The following is a 17,138-nucleotide window of genomic DNA, read 5'->3' as shown; positions in this document are numbered from 1 at the left end:
ATTGTATCAGAAACGTATTTTATATATGTCATACTTCAATCAGACGATACGTGTGAATGAAACAATGAAAGAGAAAAGGCGTTAAAACAACTTGGTTGCTGGTTATTGATACCGGAGATGTGTTCAGATAAAAGCTTTCGTACTATTCATAATAATATTGAGACAGGTGGAATGATTATGAAAGTGGCGCAACAGCAGCCCAATATTGAGAGAGAAGTGCTGATTCTAATAGAGTTAGATAGAGGAAAGCTTCGGATCATATCGTAAACATTTTTGGAAAATGAAATACATTGAACAAAGAAACCTATGACATACACGGACTAGGAGGACATCATACATGGACTCAGAGAAACTGTAAAACATAATCCATTGACATAATAATACTCATTTTTTTATAACCAAAGGCGTCCACTTGGGAGTACCAGCTCCTATTATAGGGTGCCGGAACAGGAGGACGAGATGATTACAATGCCTTCCATAGATATGGCGGCTACAGGGAGAAATATTGCAAGGCTGAGAAAGGCAGCTGGGTTGACTGTAAAAGAATTGCAGAGTTTGTTCGGTTTTGCAACTCCACAGGCAATCTACAAATGGCAGCATGGTGCAGCGATGCCTACCATTGATAACCTTATTGCGCTTGCAATGATCTTTGAAGTTTCTATGGAGGACATCATCGTGCTTAACGTAAATGCAAGAGCAAGAAAATGCGCTTAACATAATCTTGTTTATTGCATGAAATCAGAGAGGATGTACCGTTTGTATTGCGTGGGCGCGCAATACGGACGGGAAGTCCTTTCTTTTTTTCTCTCATATTTTAATGGAAAATTCTTTCTATTTCCCAATTGTTCTATATTTAGTTAAAAAAGTGCAGTGGATTGATTATATCAAAAGTATGCGGCTAATTAAAGACTTTTTTTCATTCTTTCTAAAAAAAATTTGTGTCTGTTATATTATATTTTGCCTTGTTTGGATGGCAATCGGACTTTTTTTGTTTCCATATATAAAAGACGTTATTCATAATAAGATACTTTTCAGAGTTATCTGGGATTTTATTGTCAAGAATATTATCTGGATATCTGTAACATATTTTAAATAGAGAGACGCTTTTTGGGCGTCTCTCTATCTAAAGATTTATGATTTAAAGAATTTCATTTCTTCATTGAGCTGTTCGGCGATATCTTTCAGATTGTCTGCAGAGCAGGCGAGAGTTGTAACCGTGGCGGAAAGTTCCTGCATGGAGGCTCCGGTCTCTTCTGAAGAAGCGGCGTTTTCTTCGGATATTGCCGAAAGAGCACTCATGGTATCTACTACGGCATTCTTGGATGTTGCACAGGTGTCTGCTCCGTTTGATATATTCTGTACGCCGCCTACGGTACTTCCGATATCCTGAAGCATTCCGTTTACGGCATCGAGAGTTTCGCCTATCGCTATCTGCTGTTCATTGTTTCCGCTCTTGACATCCTCGGCAGCAGCTACTGCAGCTTTACTCTGCTCAAGGAGCGTACTCATTTCACGCATTATATCATCTGCCATCGCCTTTGAATCATCGGCGAGTTTTCCAATCTCTTCGGCAACAACCGCAAATCCTTTTCCGGCTTCTCCGGCTCTTGCAGCTTCGATCGAAGCATTGAGTGAAAGGAGGTTTGTCTGTGTTGCGATAGATGTGATTCCTTCAACTTTTTCGCTGATATTGTCAACGGCGTCCTGAGTTGCCTGAATGGTCTTGGCAATGTCATCTATCTTGGAAGTCATCTCAACAGATGAAGTCTGAAGCAATGTGAGCGACTTGCTTGATACCTCGGATGCCTCTTTCATCTTGCCGGCAAGTCCCGAAAGGTTATTCGTTGAATTCTGCACATCATTGACTGCGTCACCGATTCGTCCCACGTTATCTGTAGCGCTCTGAATCTCATCAGCCTGCTGTGTTGCGCCCGTTGCGATCTCCTGAACCGCATTGGAAACGTCTTCGGCTGTCTGCGATATCTGATTAGCCATATCGGAAAGCTCTTCTGATGAAACGCCGACGCTTGATGCGGATTCTTTTATATGACCGACAATCTCATCGAGAGTTCCTATAACTGAATTGGTAGCCTTTGAAATGGTACCGAATTCATCATTTCTTTTATCAAACTTTTCAACTTTAACAAATCGTCCGTCTGCGAGTGCGCCGAGAGATGTGTTTACTGCGGCAATGGGATCCGTAAAGCTCTTTGCCATCATAAGTGAAAGGATTATTGCAATTACAAGGAGAATGATTCCTATTATGATAACGGTAAGTGCTGAGCGGATGGCGGGTCCCATTATCTCGGAGTTTGTTTCGGATACTGCAACAACAAAGCCTGTAGTGGGCTCTTTTATCCATGATGTATAAGTGGGCTTTCCGTCTATGACGCTGTTAAAAGTGTTGGCGGAAAGAGTGGAAGTCATATATTCTTCATCTGTGTGCACGATGGGTTCATCTTCAGGTGTGATCTCAAACTGTGAATGTGCGGCAACCGTTCCGGCTTTATCAAGGATATATCCGTTCTTAACGTTATCTGCAAGGAATTCGTGAAGAACGGCAAGGTCAAAGCTTCGCTGCAGTGAACCTATCATTTCACCGGAAGAGGGATCGATAACGGGAACAATGATGATAACAATCCTGTTTCCTGCCGCTTTACTTATGACAATCTCAGAAACGGCGATTGCTTTGTTGGCCCAACATTCTTGGAAATACGCTCTGTCAGCGATATTTGTGAAATCCTTGCGGTCGGTTCTGATAAGCTGATCTCCGGTTGAGATGGAAAGGATACAGTTTTTGTTGCCGTCATTGATATTTGTATTGATGGCATCCATTTGTGCCAGTATCAGCTCTCTCTTTTTGTCGGCGCCGCTCTGGTTAAATGTTTTAAGATAATCTATGGTGCTTTGCGCTGAAGCGCAGGTCTCAAGAGCTATGACATTTTGCTGTACAATGGTGGAAAACTTCCCTTCGACCACTTTTGCATCTGAACTTAGAAGGTTCAATGCGTCATTCTTTGCCTTGGTTGTGGAAGTCTGGTAGCTTACGATTACGGCAATTGTGAGAGGAACTGCTGCAACTGCCAGTAAGATTGAGACCAGTTTTGTCTTGATGCTGTCTTTGAAACTGATGTTACTGCTTGCATTTTTGCTACTAACATTAGATTTCGCCGCCATAGATACCTCCTTGAAAAATCAAGAAAACTTTTTTATTTGATAGTAAATTACTATTAAATAAATGAAAAAAAGAAATAATCTCAATAAAGGGGTCAATTTCAATTTTACAATGAAAATAAACAAAATAATGCATATTTATAGATTTTTTATCAAATTTTTAGAAGCCTTATTGACGTAAAAAGAAGTTAGTATTTATATTAAGTAAATTGACATTATAAGGAGAGACAATATGATTATAAAAAACGAGATACCTATACTTGAATATGATGACAGTTCGTTGGAAGTTATTACGCCGAATCATGGTAATGAGGACTTAAAGCTTCCGGAGAAGTGCTTGTTTGCTTTCCTTGGGGATGTTGTACATAATTATGCAAAAGAGCATGATGCGGAAATTGCAAATGAATACATCACCGTCTCACATAACGTGAACGTTTATATATTGCATGAGGAAGAAGAGGATATTTGCCTTGTCCAGCCGACAATTGGCGCTCCTGCCGCAACGGGGCTGATGGATTTTCTTGTTAATTGCGGGTGTAAAAAAGTAATCGCGGTCGGTTCATGCGGAGTTTTGGCTGATATACCCGAGAATGCGTTTCTTGTTCCGACAAGAGCACTTCGCGGCGAAGGCACATCGTATCAGTATCTGCCTGCTTCAAGATATATAGAGCTTGATGAAGAGCCGATATCAGTTATCGAGAACTGCTTCAAATCCCACAACCTTCCTTTTGTGACCTGCACAACCTGGTCTACCGACGGCTTTTTCAGGGAGACAAAAGATATGGTGAAGTACCGCTTGGAAGAAGGCTGTTCTGTAGTCGAGATGGAGTGCTCGGCGCTCGCGGCCTGCTGCAGAAAGCGTGGAGCAAAGTTTGGACAGTTCCTGTTTACCGCAGATTCACTTGCGAATGTGCATGAATACGATCTTCGCGATTTCGGAATGGATTCGCACGAGAAAGCTCTTTTGCTGGGACTGGACATATTAAGAAGTTATAAGTGAGGAAAAGAAATGAATATACAGATATTTGGAACAAAAAAGCGGTTATATGCAGAAAAATGTTAGATGCTATATGTTATGGAGATACTGTGCTAACACCGGAATTTAAAGTGGATGATAAAAACAGAAAACAGTACTTTGAGTTATTGATGGCAATATATAGTACAGAACGAAGATTCCATGATTCTCGCAGAAATGCAGGAATTGCCGCTTCGGCTAAGAAAGGCAATTATAAGGGCAGAGGAAGAATAAGGATAGACAAACTAGCCGCGCAAGATATATTCTTGGATTATTCGGCTAAAAAAATAAAAAGCGCAGAGGCATCCAAAATGCTTGGAATAAGTAAATCGACTTTTTTAAGAAGATACAAAGAGTATGCGGATGCTAAGCAATAGGAAAGAAGGAGTACCAAAATGAGACCAACACACACAGAAAAAGAAAATGCAATGAGGGAAAAGATAATTCCTGAATTATATGCAAATGAGTATAATAAATTCATAGGTTTTGAAGTATTGGAGCTTAGCGCTACCTACAGCAAAGCAAGGATCAAGGCTGATTCCAGATTACATAACACATACGGAAGTATTCACGGCGGAGCGCTTTTGTCTTTTGTTGATGCAATGGCAGGCGCGACGGGAAGCATGAGCGGACATTATGTTACAACCGTTTCCGCAAATCTGAACTTCCTGCTTCCTGCAGTAAACACAGAGTATATCTACTGTGAGTGCATGAAGCTCAAGACAGGTAAGCACATCCTGGTATTTGATATCAGAGTTACCGACGATAACGGAAATCTTCTGGATAGTGGAGAGTTTTCATTCTTTGCGAGCAAAGCACAGGTGCTTGGAGATAATCTTAAATTCTGAGAGACAGAAGCAGGTAAATATTCGACGACTTTTATCTTTATGTCAATAAAAAATAGAGATAAAGATAAAAGTCGATTTGACTTTTGTCTTTATCGTCATTAAAATCATAGATAAAGATAAAAACTGTTCGGGAGGTCGCTGTGGAAAATCTTATAGGACGTGAAAATGAGATAAAGCGCTTGGATAGGGCAATGTCTGAAAAAGAAGCGCAATTGATAATAGTGTATGGCAGAAGAAGGGTTGGAAAAACCTTTCTTATAAATGAGTATTATGATAATTCATTTGCGTTCAAGTTTACGGGATCGGAAAATCAAAAGAATCGAGAACAGTTAAAGAACTTCATTTTGGAATTAAATAATGTATCACATAAAAAGCATGATGTCCCCAAAGACTGGACAGAGGCTTTTTTTGCGCTTAGAAATCACCTTGAGTCCTTAGATTCAAAGAAAAAACAAGTGGTTTTCTTTGATGAGCTTCCATGGATGGACAAGATAAACTCCGGATTTTTGGATGCATTTGAATGGTTCTGGAATTCGTGGGGATCAACCAGAAAGAATCTGGTATTTATTGTATGCGGTTCGGCAACTTCTTGGATGGTTGAAAAATTAGATGAGAATAAAGGTGGTTTATTTAATAGGCAAACGTGTAGGTTGTTCTTGGAACCTTTTGACATTAGACATACGGAGATGTATCTCAACTCTAGAAATATTTTTTGGTCAAGATATGATATTGTGCAGGTTTATATGATTATGGGAGGGATTCCGTTCTATTTAAGGCTTTTAGACAGTAAAAAGACTTTAAATGAAAATATAGATGATATATTCTTTGGAAAAAGAGCGGAGTTATGGAATGAATTTGAGCATCTGTATCATACCTTGTTTTCTAATAGTGAACAGTATATAAAGGTTGCGGAAGCTTTGAGTGAGAAGAGGAGTGGCCTTTCCAGAGAAGAACTGGTTAAGAAAACAGGATTGCCCTCAAATGGTGTGTTGACAAAGATGCTGTCGAATCTTGAAAAATGCGGTTTTATAAGAGCAAACAAGGCGTATGGGAATAAAAAACGAGGAATGCGTTATCAGTTGTCGGACTACTATTCGCTGTTCTATTTCAAATTTATCAGGGATAATTACGGCAAAGACGAGCATTTTTGGAGTAATATGAATGATAATCCTGCAAGACGCGCATGGTCGGGATTAACTTACGAACAGGTTTGCAAAGACCATATAAATCAGATAAAGCAAACTCTGGGAATATCGGGTGTTCTCACTGAGGTATCAACGTGGAATAAACAAGGTGATGATAATGAAAAAGGAGCGCAGATCGATCTTATTATAGAAAGGCGCGACAGGGTGATAAACTTGTGCGAGATTAAGTTTTCGGTGCGTGAGTATGAGATAGATAAAGCGTATGATCTTGCGCTGAAAAACAAGGTTGAAGTTTTCAGAAAAGCTACTAAAAACACTGATACTATCATAATTACCATGATTACAACATATGGTGTGAAAAAGAATATGTATAGTAATTACATAGGAAAAGAAGTGCGCATGGAAGATTTATTCAATTAATGACAATTTATGAGAGAGGGAGGTTACATGAAGACACTGATAGTTTACTACTCAATGGAAGGAAACACGCAGTTCGTTGCAGATCTGGTAAAAGAAAAGGTAGATTCCGATACGCTTAGGCTTATACCGAAGAAAGCCTATAACGACAAGGGATTTGCAAAGTTCTTCTGGGGCGGCAAGAGTGCGCTCATGGCGGAGAAGCCTGAGCTTGAAGAGTACACAGTTGACTTTTCCAAGTATGACCGCATCGTCTTTGGATTTCCTGTGTGGGCGGGAACGTTCACACCGCCGCTTCGTACTTTTATAGAAGACAACAGAAAGAGCCTTGCCGGAAAAAGATTTTCTGCATATGCATGCATGACCGGATCGGGCGGAGAAAAAGCTATCGGTAAACTTGCCAAGTTCCTTGAGATACCGGGATTTGAGGCAACTTCAATTTTCATAGATCCAAAAACCGCTCAGAGCGCAGAGAAAATGGCGCAGATAAATGGATTCTGTGTTGCGCTTAATCAGTGACGGATAAAAATTTTAAATAATACCTGAAGATTTTAAAACTCTTCCTTTTTAATTTATATTCTTTTTACGCCAAGTTTGTTCCAATTGTGATTGCGAACATATATAATTGTAATTACATAATCCAAATGACGCTCCGGCATGCAGTGGATAGAGGGTACATCCTGTGCCGTATGCGGATATGGATGGTCCGCCTCATTATATAATAAAGGGTAAGGCGGAGGCGTAACGCAAAGGAAAGAGTTATGGAAAAATGCATTTCAAATGCTACGGGAGAGATAAGCATTTGAGATGCATTTTTTCTATACTTTTTTAATGAATATCCGTTTTTATTTTACTTTCTTTTAATTCCGAGTTTGTTTCATTTGCGGGCGTCAGTGATTATAATTGCAATTACATAATTTGTAGGAAGTGAGGAATAGGAACTTTGATGTCGGTAAAAAGAACTTTTGCATTGTTCGCAGCATTTATTGTGATGGCAGTGACGGTGACAACGGAGAGTATCGGGATTGTTGCTGCAGGCGCAAGCAGTGACACGACCGTATATGTTACCAAGACGGGAGATTGCTATCATAGCAAGGACTGCAACAGTCTTCGCAAAAGTTGCGTTTCGATCACGCTACAGGAAGCAATAGATGACGGATATAAACCGTGTAAAAGATGCTATCCCGTTGCACTTGATACGGTCCCGCTGACGAGTGAGGCCGAGGAAGAGATCGAAGCACTTAAGACCTACAAAGGAAACACCAAAGAATTCAACGCTTACACTTACTACATCAACAACGTCGATCTCCAGATTGAAATCGGCCCTGACGGCGATGCGCTTCTGGAGCACTTCATCGAACAGGGTTTGGAACAGGAGCGGATTGCGAAGGAAGAAAAGAGAAGATAAGGTTTTATAGAAAATGCACCCCGGATGCTGTAGGAGAGAGCAGCGTTCGGGGTGTATTTTATGTGTTTTTTTCAAGTGAATCCATAAGACATAGGCGCTGTGTATTGTTTACATAGTCCCATGTATGGAAAGCTCCGCCCATACAATACTTGTTGCTTGAGCAGTTTGCACATTTCTCGTTATCGCCGGATCTGTCATAACGAAAAACTTTGAACTCGTTTTCCCAGATGTCGGAGAAACGCCTGTCATGTATGTTGCCCTGAATTATACCGGGCTGTGTTCTGTCTATATCAAGACAACCGTAAACGTCACCTGTCACAGTTATGCTGGCAACAGTAATGCCTGCCATGCAAAAGAAGTACCAGTCCCTTACTTCTCTTTCGTATTCAAGGCCTAAGTAGTGGCAGCAACCGTAGGTCACTGGCTCGTTATCGGCTCTTTTATCACGGATAAAGTTCAGAAGATTTCGTTGATCATCAGCGGTAAGAAGAAGCTCGGGATGATCAAGTGCTCTACCGATAGGCTCAATGCCCATGATACGCCAGCTGTCGATATCTATATCGGACATTATTTCGTAAAGAGGCTCTAATTCGCATATAGTTTGGTGATTAACGACGGTTGTCACCATGATCTCATCAAAGCAATCAAGATCTATGAGGTTCTGAATACCTTCCATAGCTCTTTTATACGCACCGTCAAGTCCCCTTATCTTATCATGCGTTTCGGGGAGTCCGTCGATACTGACAGATATGGTGTTCATGCCGCATCTTTGAAGCATCTTGGCAACTTCGGGAGTGATAAGAACCGCGTTGGAAGTCATTCCCCACTTAAAACCAAGTGAGTGGGCATAACCCATAACTTCTTCAAAACCATGGTATAAAAGAGGCTCTCCGCCTGTAACATTTATTTGCGGAAGTCGGTCTTTAAAGTCCTCTTTTAACTGATCAAGGATATTTTTCCATTCCTGAGGATTCATTTCCTCTGCTTTTATATCACCACATCTTGAGCCACAGTGCCAGCAGTGTTCGTTGCAGTTGAGAGTAAGTTCAAAGAAAAGCTGTTTGAGAACGGGCTTTTTAAAAAACTTTTTTCTCACGTCATACTGAAGATCAAGGTGTGACAGCTTCATTTTATTTTTATTCATATCAGATTTCCTAATACTATCAAATGGTTATTACTTTGCCTTAGGCGGTCCGTATACTACAGGTCCTTTTTCAAAATCAATATCAGGATTCTTGTCTTGCGCATCATCAGTCGGTTCAGCGGATTCAGGTGCTTCTGAAGTGTCAGCGGTTGCATTATCAATAGATGATTCTTCATCAACAACAGATGATTCATATGAGCTGTAGGTATCAGCATCTTCATAATATTGCGGTGGACCATAAGCGCAAGCGGCGTTAAGTACCATGCTAGCGACACTTACTGATGTGGCTATCACTACCTTTTTTGTCTTTTTTTTCATAAGCAATGCCTCCAAATATATTAATAATATATTAATCTAAAAGGGAAAAATTATCAAATTGGGCAATCAGTGTAGGTGTTATATAGTTGTTCCCCCCTAGGGAAGACTATAATCGTGTTCATAAGCAAAAGAACAAGGAGGCTTTATTTTACGATTTGCTAAATGGTAAATAGAGACTATGGCTACTGATCTGATGCGGCTTTTGTAGTATAATTCTTAAGAGGCAAAAAAATTATCCGAAGAGGTCATTATGGCAAATATGGATGATAACTTGTTTTTTACCAATTACACAGAGCAGACATTTCTTGAGCGTATTAAAGATAATTTGAGACGCTGTGATTTGTTTTGCTTTTCGGTCAGTTTTATAAAAAAGGCCGGTCTTGTTTTAATTATTAAGGATATTGAGTCTGCATTACAGCGTGGATGTCAAGGAAAAATAATAACTTCTACATATCAGAATTTTACTGATGTTGAGTCTCTTCAAAAATTTCTCCATCTACAAGAAGAATATGATAGGTTTGAATGCCACCTTGATTATGAGAGTTTTCATGACAACAACTATTCTGTTATAGGCTATCATTCTAAAGGATACTATTTTGAATTTGCTGATAGAGCAGAACTTATTGTCGGATCATCAAATATAACCAGATATGCGCTCAAGAAAAATGTTGAATGGGATTTGGCGGTAATAAAAAATCGTGATTCCGGCGTTTTCCTTGAGATGAAAAAAGAATTTGATGATAAATGGAGCAGGACATTCAGTCTAGATAGGGAACTTATAAATAAGTACAAGAAAAGAATAGATTTTGCAATAGAATGTTGGGATATGGACTATGGACAGAAGGTTGAGAATGTACGTCCAAATTATATGCAACATAAAGCACTAAAAGAGCTAAATAGATATAGAACAATGGGAAAGAAGAGAGCTCTTGTTGTTGCGGCAGCCGGTTCGGGAAAAACGTTTCTTGCAGCCTTTGATGCCAGAAATTTTGATCCCAAGAGACTTTTGTATGTTGTCCATGAAGGTTCAATTATGCAAAAGTCTATGGAAACATTTCAGGAAGTGTTTGGCGCGGAGCGGAGTTATGGTATATATAATCAATCTTCGCATGAACTTGATGCAGATTTTCTTTTTGCCGGAAATATTATTCTAAGTAGGTCTTTAGAATTATTTGGAAAAGATGATTTTGATTATATTATTCTTGATGAATGTCATCACGCCACTGCTGATTCATATAAGAAGATTATTGAGTATTTTGAGCCGGAGTTTTTAGTAGGACTTACTGCGACTCCTGAGCGAATGGATAATGAGGATGTTTTTGAATTGTTTGATTCTAACGTTCCTTATGAGCTCAGACTTCGTGATGCAATAATAAACGATCTTGTTGTACCCTTTAGATATTATGGTATAAGAGATAGTCTTGTGGATTATGGCTTATCAAAAGATAAGGAAAGGAAACTTATTGCGCAGCTTGCGTCGACTGATCATTGTGATTTTATTAAAGACAGAATAGAGGAATATAGGCCTGAAGGTAAATTGAAAGTATTGGCCTTTTGTAAAAATATAACGCATGCCAGAATGATGGCGGAAGAATTGGGAGAGTATTATCATACTGCATATTTGACAGGGAAAAATACTGTGACTGAAAGAAAGAGTGCTTATGATGATCTTCAAGATGATAGTAAAGAATTAGAAATTATTTGTACGGTTGACATATTGAATGAAGGTGTAGATATCCCCGGAGTAAATATGGTTCTTTTCTTGCGCCCAACTGAAAGTTCAACAATATTTATTCAGCAACTTGGTAGAGGACTTAGAAAATATGAAGGAAAATCATATGTTACAGTCCTTGATTTTATTGGGAACAGTTATAAGAGAAGTGTACAGGTGGCGTTTGCACTGGGGAGTTTGGCAAAGAATTTTATTCTTGAAAAGCGTTTGATGCAGAGCTTGGTAAAAGATGATTTCAAAGCACTTGGGCTTTCGGAATATGGAGTTAAGGTGCATTTTGATGAGGAGAGCCAACAAGAAATTATCAAGTATATTGATAATGAGAATTTTAATGGTATCAATTATCTGAAACAGGACTATTATAACTTCAAGAAGTATAGCAATAGTGAGTTTTATCCCAAACATATGGATTATCTCAATAATGATTGCGCGCCGGATCTTATGAGATTTTTTAGTTCGAAGATCAGTAATAAGAAAACGGGATGTTACTATAGCTTTCTTAAGGGAATAGGTGAGGAGAATCTTCCGTTGTTTACGGATGCGCAGACAGATTTTATTAAATATGTGTCGTCGCTTCTTCCTTTGGTTCGAAGACATGAGTATGAAATAATAAAACTTCTTATGGATGAAGCTTTGAAAGAAAAACAGATATATGAGTTTTTTGAAAGTGACAAAGAAAGCTATAAGGTTGAAGAAATCGAGCACGCAATAAAATTTATGATAAAGAAAAAAGCGGTGATAAGAAAAGAAGATATGCTCAGCCTTAATGTTGAAATGGATGATCAGCTTCGTGAGTATCTGGATGATCTTCTTGAATATGGACTTGTCAGATATGATTCAGAGTACATGTATCACGAGAAATTTGTACTTTGGAATAACTATAGAATGGATCAAGTACAGCTAAAGATGCTTAAGGATCCCGATCATAATCAAAAAGGCACATATTTTTATGGAGACGAAGTTATTATTTTTGCTTCTCTAAAAAAGGATGCATCTTTGGAAGAGAGATTGAATTATAAAGATAAGTTTTTAGAAGACAATCTTTTCCAATGGGAATGTGAGAATAATATTTCGGCAGCAGATCTTCAATCATTGCGTTTGTCAAAGTATGCGCATTTATTTATTAGAAAAGTATCGGAAGAACATGGAGTGAGACTACCTTATACCTATGTTGGAACAGGAACTTTCTCTAATGAAAGAAGACAGGAGAAGGTTGATAAGACTACAGGCAAGACAAATATCACCTATCTTTATGATATAGGTATGGAAAAAGAATTACCGGAATACTTACAGTATGATTTTGGTGTAGCTGAGTAATAGAGAGCTTGATAGCAATATTTTTATTTGGGAGGATAAGCTGAAAGATGGTGGCTAATGCAAAAATGATAGAGTTGGGAATGCTGGTTATAAAAATATTATTGAAAGCTAAATATGATGGTTCGAGAAAAATGTCTATTGGTATGGATATTTTGGAATACGGAAAGCAGTTGGGGTTGGATTGGCTTGAACAAAAAGAATTTAGTAGATCGTTTGAGAGTGTGGGAGATAGAATTACGAAAGAATGCGAAGATATTTTAGATAAATCAAGGCTTTCAACGGAGAGCAAAGACTTAGTCAAGGAAGCTGTTGAAAAAACGCTTGAATGTACGGACTTTGATTCTTCATTACTGGTTAATATACAAAGAGATTCTGGTAGGCTTGAACGATATATTTTATCTAAAGGAGAAAGTACTATTGAAGGGTTTTCCTCAGATGAAATTGACTATTATAACATGCTTATATCTTATGTTTCGAAGGTTATAATTGAAGATTTTAATAAACTACCTGCTTTTTCTGGCGACCGAGATGACTATATTATGGCAAAAGTTGAGGAATCAAAAGAAGCATTGAATGAAGTATTGAAAAAGTTGAAAAATATAGATGAGAGAATTGAAAACCTACCTGATAAATATAAAAATTTTGAAAGACAGTATAGAAATTGTGTGAATAATTCTTTTTGCCAGATTCATTTGTTTGGTGCAGATATTAGCAATAGTAAAATGAAGACATATTCTTTATCAACGGCATACGTGCAATTGGAGGTTTCAGAAAATAATGATACAAATACAATTGCTGATTTATCTGAAATTTTTGTTGAAAGAAAAAATATATGGATTTCAGGGGAAGCTGGTTCTGGAAAGACTACATGTTTGTATTGGATTGCGACTCGAATAGCTAATGGAGAATCATTAAGTGGTATAAGCAGTGGTGTTGTTCCAATAGTTGTGGAGTTAAGAAAACATGATACAAGTAATCTTAAGCTTCCTGAATGCATAAAAAAAATAATGCCAAATTCAACATATAACATTCCGGAGGGGTGGTTAGAAGATAAGCTAGAAAATGGACAATTGTTGTTTTTGATAGATGGATTTGATGAGATAGCAGCTGAAAAAAGGTTGGATGTATTTAAATGGATATCTGAGTTGGATTCACAAAATCGTTGTCATAAAATTTTCACATCTAGACCACAGATCAAAGACAGGCCAGAAATAGAGGATATCATTGAGGTAAAGATGCTTCCATTGAAGCAAAGCAAGATGGAAGAGTTTATTAAATATTGGCATGAAGCAGTGCTAATTGAAAAACTTGGTCAAACTAAAGACGTTATTGTTGCATCAATTAATAATTTGATGGAATTGCTTAAGAATAATGATTCTTTAAGGAGATTAGCTTCTAACCCATTATTGTGTGCCATGATCTCGGCGCTTCATTATAATTCAGGGATGTCAATTCCAAAAAATAAACGCGATTTATATGAAGCATGTTGCAAAATGCTAATTGAAAGCAGGAATACTGAACAGAAAATTGATGATAGGGGCATTGAACTATCATATGAAACAAAAAAGATTATATTGTCAAAACTGGCGCTTCACATGATGCGCAACAATGAGGCTGAAATTGAGAAGTCACTTGCTATAAGACTTTTACGAACAACTATGAGTGATATGAATATTACAAAAATAAAAGCTGACATATTCTTGGAGTATATATTAGAACGGGCAGGGGTAATACAGGAGCCTGAGTATAATAGAATTTCCTTTGTTCATAGAAGTTTTCAAGAGTATTTGTGTTCTTTTGAAATTAGTAGGCAGGAGGAGTGGGGATATTTAAAAGATAAAATAGGAGATGATAATTGGAAAGAGACAATATGTATAGCTATAGGATTTGCTAATATAAGAACAGCAAGTGATATTATTACAACTGCATTAAAAAAGAGAAAAAGTGCTGAGGATGAAAGGTACACTTTTCTTGCACTGGAATACCTTGATGGTGCAGTTGAAGTGGATCCTGCAGTACGAGAAGAGATGAAAAATGAAATAGCAAGAGTGATTCCTCCTGGGGCTAATATGATAGAACAGATTGCTAGTGCTGGAGAAATTGCAGTTAATTATTTAAAGCATAAAGTTTCATATAATGTAATGGAAAGATGGCATTGTTTGGCTGTGTTGAAACGTATTGGGACAATAAAGGCATTAAATGAAGCATTGGTGTATTTGGATACTGCTGAAGTTAATGATGAATTTAGAATTGTTGCTGACTTTATTTCTATGTTTCCAGAGGAGGTTTTAAAAAAATATAGAGTTTCAGAAAAAGTTTGGTTATATATTGAAAGGACAGCAAAAAAAGAAAAGATATTTACTATTCCTTATGAGATTTTGAGAATAATCAATATGATGCCTCAGAATGAAATAGAAAAATTGCTTTCATTAAATATAAGTAGAATGAGAATTATAGATTATACAGGCTATATGGAGTTTAGAAGTAATTCTGTTAAAAATAGTGTTGATTCAAGTTCTCATATACCAAGCGTTTTAGCTGATTCTATAGAAGAATTGGAGATAGAGGGGAATTTTGTCGAACCAACAATATTGAAGAATTTTAAGAAGTTGAAAGAATTATCTATATGGAACAATAATTCGCACGTGGACATATATTATTTGAACGATTATGAAAATATTTTCGGAATAAAAAAATGTAGAGTAGTGTCATCAAAAGTAGAGGAATATATTTCTGGGATGGGTATAAAATTTCTTGATAATTGTAGCGAGTTGACATTAGCTTTATTAGGAAAAAATTCAGAATTACTATTTGACGGTTTTTGCAATATGGAAAAGATGAAAAAGATGGTGGTTATATCGCCTGACGCATGGGAATTTGACTATTCAAAGGCTACATTTCTTGACGAATTATGCATTTATGGTCCTACTATTTCAAAATATGAAATGCCATCATCGTTAATTAGTAATAAGATTAATTATGATACATATAAAATTGATAGAAATCCCAAAATGACAGTAGCAAAAGTTTTTGATCAAATGTAGTGGATGAAGATGTGCGGTTTGTGAATTATATGTTGAGTAAGAGATTGATTATTTCATATTTTTGTAAAGAAAAGGATTAGATATGCTAAAAACAATAAACGTCGTTGCTGCCATAATCTGCGATGATATCAATAATAAAACAAAAGCCTTTGCCACCCGGCGAGGCTACGGCGAATACAAAGGCTGGTGGGAGTTTCCGGGCGGAAAGATTGAAAGTGGCGAGACACCGCAGGAGGCACTTGTCCGCGAGATCAGAGAGGAACTTACCGCTAAAATAGTAGTGGGAGATCTTATAAAAACAATTGAGTATGATTATCCTTCTTTTCATCTGTCAATGGACTGCTTCTGGGCAGAGGTAGAATCGGGAGAACTGGAACTAAAGGAAGCTGAGGCTGCAAGGTGGCTTGCTAAGGATGAACTCGATGATGTTGACTGGCTCCCTGCCGATGAGCTGCTGATCGATATGATCAAAGAGGGTATGGATTAAAGTTTTTTGTGAGTTTATGAACGGGAGAGGAGCAACATGGATTTTTTAGGGAATCTTATATGGATTATTTGCGGAGGCTTGCTTAGTGCGATAGGCTGGCTGCTGGCCGGACTCCTTTGGTGCTTAACTATATTTGGAATACCGGTCGGTATACAGTGCTTTAAGATGGCATCAATGTCACTTAACCCTTTTGGCAAAAGAATCGTTGATGAAGGGAATGCAGCATCATTTTTTTTAAATGTTATCTGGCTCTTGGCATCGGGATGGGAGCTTGCGGTTGCTAATTTTGTGATGGGATGTGTTTTGTGCATCACGATTGTGGGAATTCCTTTCGGAAAACAGTTCTTTAAAATCGCAAGACTTGCTCTGTGTCCTTTCGGAGTCAGGATTGTAAGCTAAATGTTATAAGTAAAAAATAAGTCACAGATTGTCCTCGCCCCACTTCTTTAATTGGAGAAGAATTGGGATGAGGCTTTTTGTTTTTTCTGTAAGATTATATTCAACTCTTACGGGCATTTCATCATACTGCTTTCTCTCAACAAGTCCGTCTGCTTCCAGCTCTTTTAGCGAATTGGCGAGCATTGTATTGGTGATGCCGTGAACAGAGCGGCTCAGTTCGCCGTATCTGACAACTTCATTTTTATCGATGACGCATAGTATCATTATTTTCCACTTGCCGCCAACGGTATCTATTACTTTTTTTAATCCACAACCTTTTCCTGCGATATCTTCACATAAAGGCTCGTGATCGGCTATTTTTCTCATAGTATACTTCATAACTTCCAATGTTTTTACCACTCAATGACCAAAATAATTTCAGCCGGAATTGAACTCCAATCCCGGTTTCTGTTTATTGTTTTACGTTAGACCAGAAACAATCAAGCAGATATGGAAGATTAGCATTAAGCATCCTGACATGACTTGAATAACTATAAATGACTCCCGGCTGATCAAGACCTTCGGAATGAGCAACGCAAACAAAACCGTCCCCTTCATAACCTATATACGTATGAACTGCTTTTGTTTTACCAGCTTCATTCTTCGTAACTATATTCACGAGTGTAAGACCATCTCCTATATCATATAGAT

16 protein-coding genes are annotated in these 17,138 nt (G+C 37.9%); 11 read left to right on the top strand and 5 right to left on the bottom strand.

Annotated elements, in window-relative coordinates; all coding sequences use genetic code 11:
• Positions 1–459 precede the first annotated feature (459 nt).
• The gene (locus tag BLP87_RS13985) at positions 460–714 is read left to right on the top strand and encodes a helix-turn-helix domain-containing protein (RefSeq protein WP_074463227.1); all 255 of its coding nucleotides are present in this window, start codon (positions 460–462) and stop codon (positions 712–714) included.
• A gap of 417 nt (positions 715–1,131) precedes the next feature.
• Here the strand turns inward: BLP87_RS13985 and BLP87_RS13975 are convergent, their stop codons facing one another.
• Positions 1,132–3,177 carry a methyl-accepting chemotaxis protein gene (locus BLP87_RS13975; RefSeq protein ID WP_074463225.1) on the bottom strand — a complete coding sequence of 682 codons (2,046 nt, stop codon included), beginning with the start codon at positions 3,175–3,177 and terminating at the stop codon, positions 1,132–1,134.
• A gap of 229 nt (positions 3,178–3,406) precedes the next feature.
• Here BLP87_RS13975 and BLP87_RS13970 point away from each other — a divergent pair, with 229 nt between their 5' ends.
• The 6 genes from BLP87_RS13970 (at position 3,407) to BLP87_RS16130 (ending at position 8,007) form a co-directional block, all read left to right on the top strand.
• Entirely contained in the window at positions 3,407–4,174 is a 768-nt protein-coding gene (locus tag BLP87_RS13970; RefSeq protein ID WP_026667099.1) for a nucleoside phosphorylase, read from the top strand.
• Positions 4,171–4,566: a recombinase family protein gene (locus tag BLP87_RS13965; RefSeq protein ID WP_074463224.1), complete on the top strand. Its 396-nt coding sequence runs from the start codon at positions 4,171–4,173 to the stop codon at positions 4,564–4,566. The genes BLP87_RS13970 and BLP87_RS13965 overlap by 4 nt, the downstream gene beginning before the upstream one ends.
• Before the next feature lie 18 nt (positions 4,567–4,584).
• Positions 4,585–5,037 carry a PaaI family thioesterase gene (locus BLP87_RS13960; protein ID WP_074463223.1) on the top strand — a complete coding sequence of 151 codons (453 nt, stop codon included), beginning with the start codon at positions 4,585–4,587 and terminating at the stop codon, positions 5,035–5,037.
• A gap of 140 nt (positions 5,038–5,177) precedes the next feature.
• On the top strand, positions 5,178–6,602 hold the full coding sequence (locus BLP87_RS13955; protein ID WP_074463222.1) for an AAA family ATPase: 1,425 nt from the start codon (positions 5,178–5,180) through the stop codon (positions 6,600–6,602).
• Positions 6,603–6,629: 27 nt separating this feature from the next.
• The gene (locus BLP87_RS13950; RefSeq protein ID WP_074463221.1) at positions 6,630–7,118 is read left to right on the top strand and encodes a flavodoxin family protein; all 489 of its coding nucleotides are present in this window, start codon (positions 6,630–6,632) and stop codon (positions 7,116–7,118) included.
• Between the two features lie 427 nt (positions 7,119–7,545).
• Positions 7,546–8,007, top strand: a complete 462-nt coding sequence (locus tag BLP87_RS16130) for a hypothetical protein (protein ID WP_074463220.1) — start codon at positions 7,546–7,548, stop codon at positions 8,005–8,007.
• A gap of 58 nt (positions 8,008–8,065) precedes the next feature.
• Here BLP87_RS16130 and BLP87_RS13940 read toward each other — a convergent pair whose 3' ends face one another.
• Both BLP87_RS13940 and BLP87_RS13935 read right to left on the bottom strand, forming a co-directional pair.
• A complete protein-coding gene (locus BLP87_RS13940) occupies positions 8,066–9,151 on the bottom strand; it encodes a radical SAM/SPASM domain-containing protein (RefSeq protein ID WP_074463219.1) in 1,086 nt (361 codons plus the stop codon).
• Between the two features lie 30 nt (positions 9,152–9,181).
• A complete protein-coding gene (locus BLP87_RS13935; protein ID WP_074463218.1) occupies positions 9,182–9,469 on the bottom strand; it encodes a hypothetical protein in 288 nt (95 codons plus the stop codon).
• A 250-nt stretch (positions 9,470–9,719) separates the two neighbouring features.
• On the opposite strand from BLP87_RS13935, the gene BLP87_RS13930 reads away from it, so the two are divergent.
• The 4 genes from BLP87_RS13930 to BLP87_RS13915 all read left to right on the top strand — a co-directional run bounded on the left by BLP87_RS13930 (position 9,720) and on the right by BLP87_RS13915 (position 16,448).
• On the top strand, positions 9,720–12,518 hold the full coding sequence (locus tag BLP87_RS13930; protein ID WP_074463217.1) for a DUF3427 domain-containing protein: 2,799 nt from the start codon (positions 9,720–9,722) through the stop codon (positions 12,516–12,518).
• A gap of 47 nt (positions 12,519–12,565) precedes the next feature.
• Entirely contained in the window at positions 12,566–15,562 is a 2,997-nt protein-coding gene (locus BLP87_RS13925) for an NACHT domain-containing protein (protein ID WP_074463216.1), read from the top strand.
• Between the two features lie 82 nt (positions 15,563–15,644).
• Positions 15,645–16,049 (top strand): (deoxy)nucleoside triphosphate pyrophosphohydrolase, encoded by a 405-nt coding sequence (locus tag BLP87_RS13920; RefSeq protein ID WP_074463215.1) that lies wholly within the window; start codon positions 15,645–15,647, stop codon positions 16,047–16,049.
• 36 nt (positions 16,050–16,085) lie between these two features.
• Complete coding sequence (locus BLP87_RS13915) at positions 16,086–16,448, top strand: YccF domain-containing protein (protein ID WP_074463214.1); 363 nt, start codon at positions 16,086–16,088, stop codon at positions 16,446–16,448.
• A 21-nt stretch (positions 16,449–16,469) separates the two neighbouring features.
• On the opposite strand, the gene BLP87_RS13910 is transcribed toward BLP87_RS13915, so the two are convergent.
• Together BLP87_RS13910 and BLP87_RS13905 are read right to left on the bottom strand one after the other, a co-directional pair.
• Positions 16,470–16,814 (bottom strand): winged helix-turn-helix transcriptional regulator, encoded by a 345-nt coding sequence (locus tag BLP87_RS13910; RefSeq protein ID WP_074463213.1) that lies wholly within the window; start codon positions 16,812–16,814, stop codon positions 16,470–16,472.
• 85 nt (positions 16,815–16,899) lie between these two features.
• On the bottom strand, positions 16,900–17,138 hold a 239-nt coding region (locus BLP87_RS13905), incomplete at its 5' end, for a hypothetical protein (RefSeq protein WP_074463212.1).

Origin of the sequence: Butyrivibrio hungatei (assembly GCF_900101605.1) — a bacterium.
GTDB lineage: Bacteria > Bacillota > Clostridia > Lachnospirales > Lachnospiraceae > Butyrivibrio > Butyrivibrio hungatei_B.
This window is presented reverse-complemented; position numbering and strand designations above follow the sequence as displayed.

Coding starts and splice junctions, on each gene's coding strand:
- BLP87_RS13985 (WP_074463227.1), top strand. CDS start 460: ATGATTACAATGCCTTCCATAGATATGGCGGCTACAGGGAGAAATATT.
- BLP87_RS13975 (WP_074463225.1), bottom strand. CDS start 3,177: ATGGCGGCGAAATCTAATGTTAGTAGCAAAAATGCAAGCAGTAACATC.
- BLP87_RS13970 (WP_026667099.1), top strand. CDS start 3,407: ATGATTATAAAAAACGAGATACCTATACTTGAATATGATGACAGTTCG.
- BLP87_RS13960 (WP_074463223.1), top strand. CDS start 4,585: ATGAGACCAACACACACAGAAAAAGAAAATGCAATGAGGGAAAAGATA.
- BLP87_RS13950 (WP_074463221.1), top strand. CDS start 6,630: ATGAAGACACTGATAGTTTACTACTCAATGGAAGGAAACACGCAGTTC.
- BLP87_RS16130 (WP_074463220.1), top strand. CDS start 7,546: ATGTCGGTAAAAAGAACTTTTGCATTGTTCGCAGCATTTATTGTGATG.
- BLP87_RS13940 (WP_074463219.1), bottom strand. CDS start 9,151: ATGAATAAAAATAAAATGAAGCTGTCACACCTTGATCTTCAGTATGAC.
- BLP87_RS13935 (WP_074463218.1), bottom strand. CDS start 9,469: ATGAAAAAAAAGACAAAAAAGGTAGTGATAGCCACATCAGTAAGTGTC.
- BLP87_RS13930 (WP_074463217.1), top strand. CDS start 9,720: ATGGCAAATATGGATGATAACTTGTTTTTTACCAATTACACAGAGCAG.
- BLP87_RS13925 (WP_074463216.1), top strand. CDS start 12,566: ATGGTGGCTAATGCAAAAATGATAGAGTTGGGAATGCTGGTTATAAAA.
- BLP87_RS13920 (WP_074463215.1), top strand. CDS start 15,645: ATGCTAAAAACAATAAACGTCGTTGCTGCCATAATCTGCGATGATATC.
- BLP87_RS13915 (WP_074463214.1), top strand. CDS start 16,086: ATGGATTTTTTAGGGAATCTTATATGGATTATTTGCGGAGGCTTGCTT.
- BLP87_RS13910 (WP_074463213.1), bottom strand. CDS start 16,814: ATGAGAAAAATAGCCGATCACGAGCCTTTATGTGAAGATATCGCAGGA.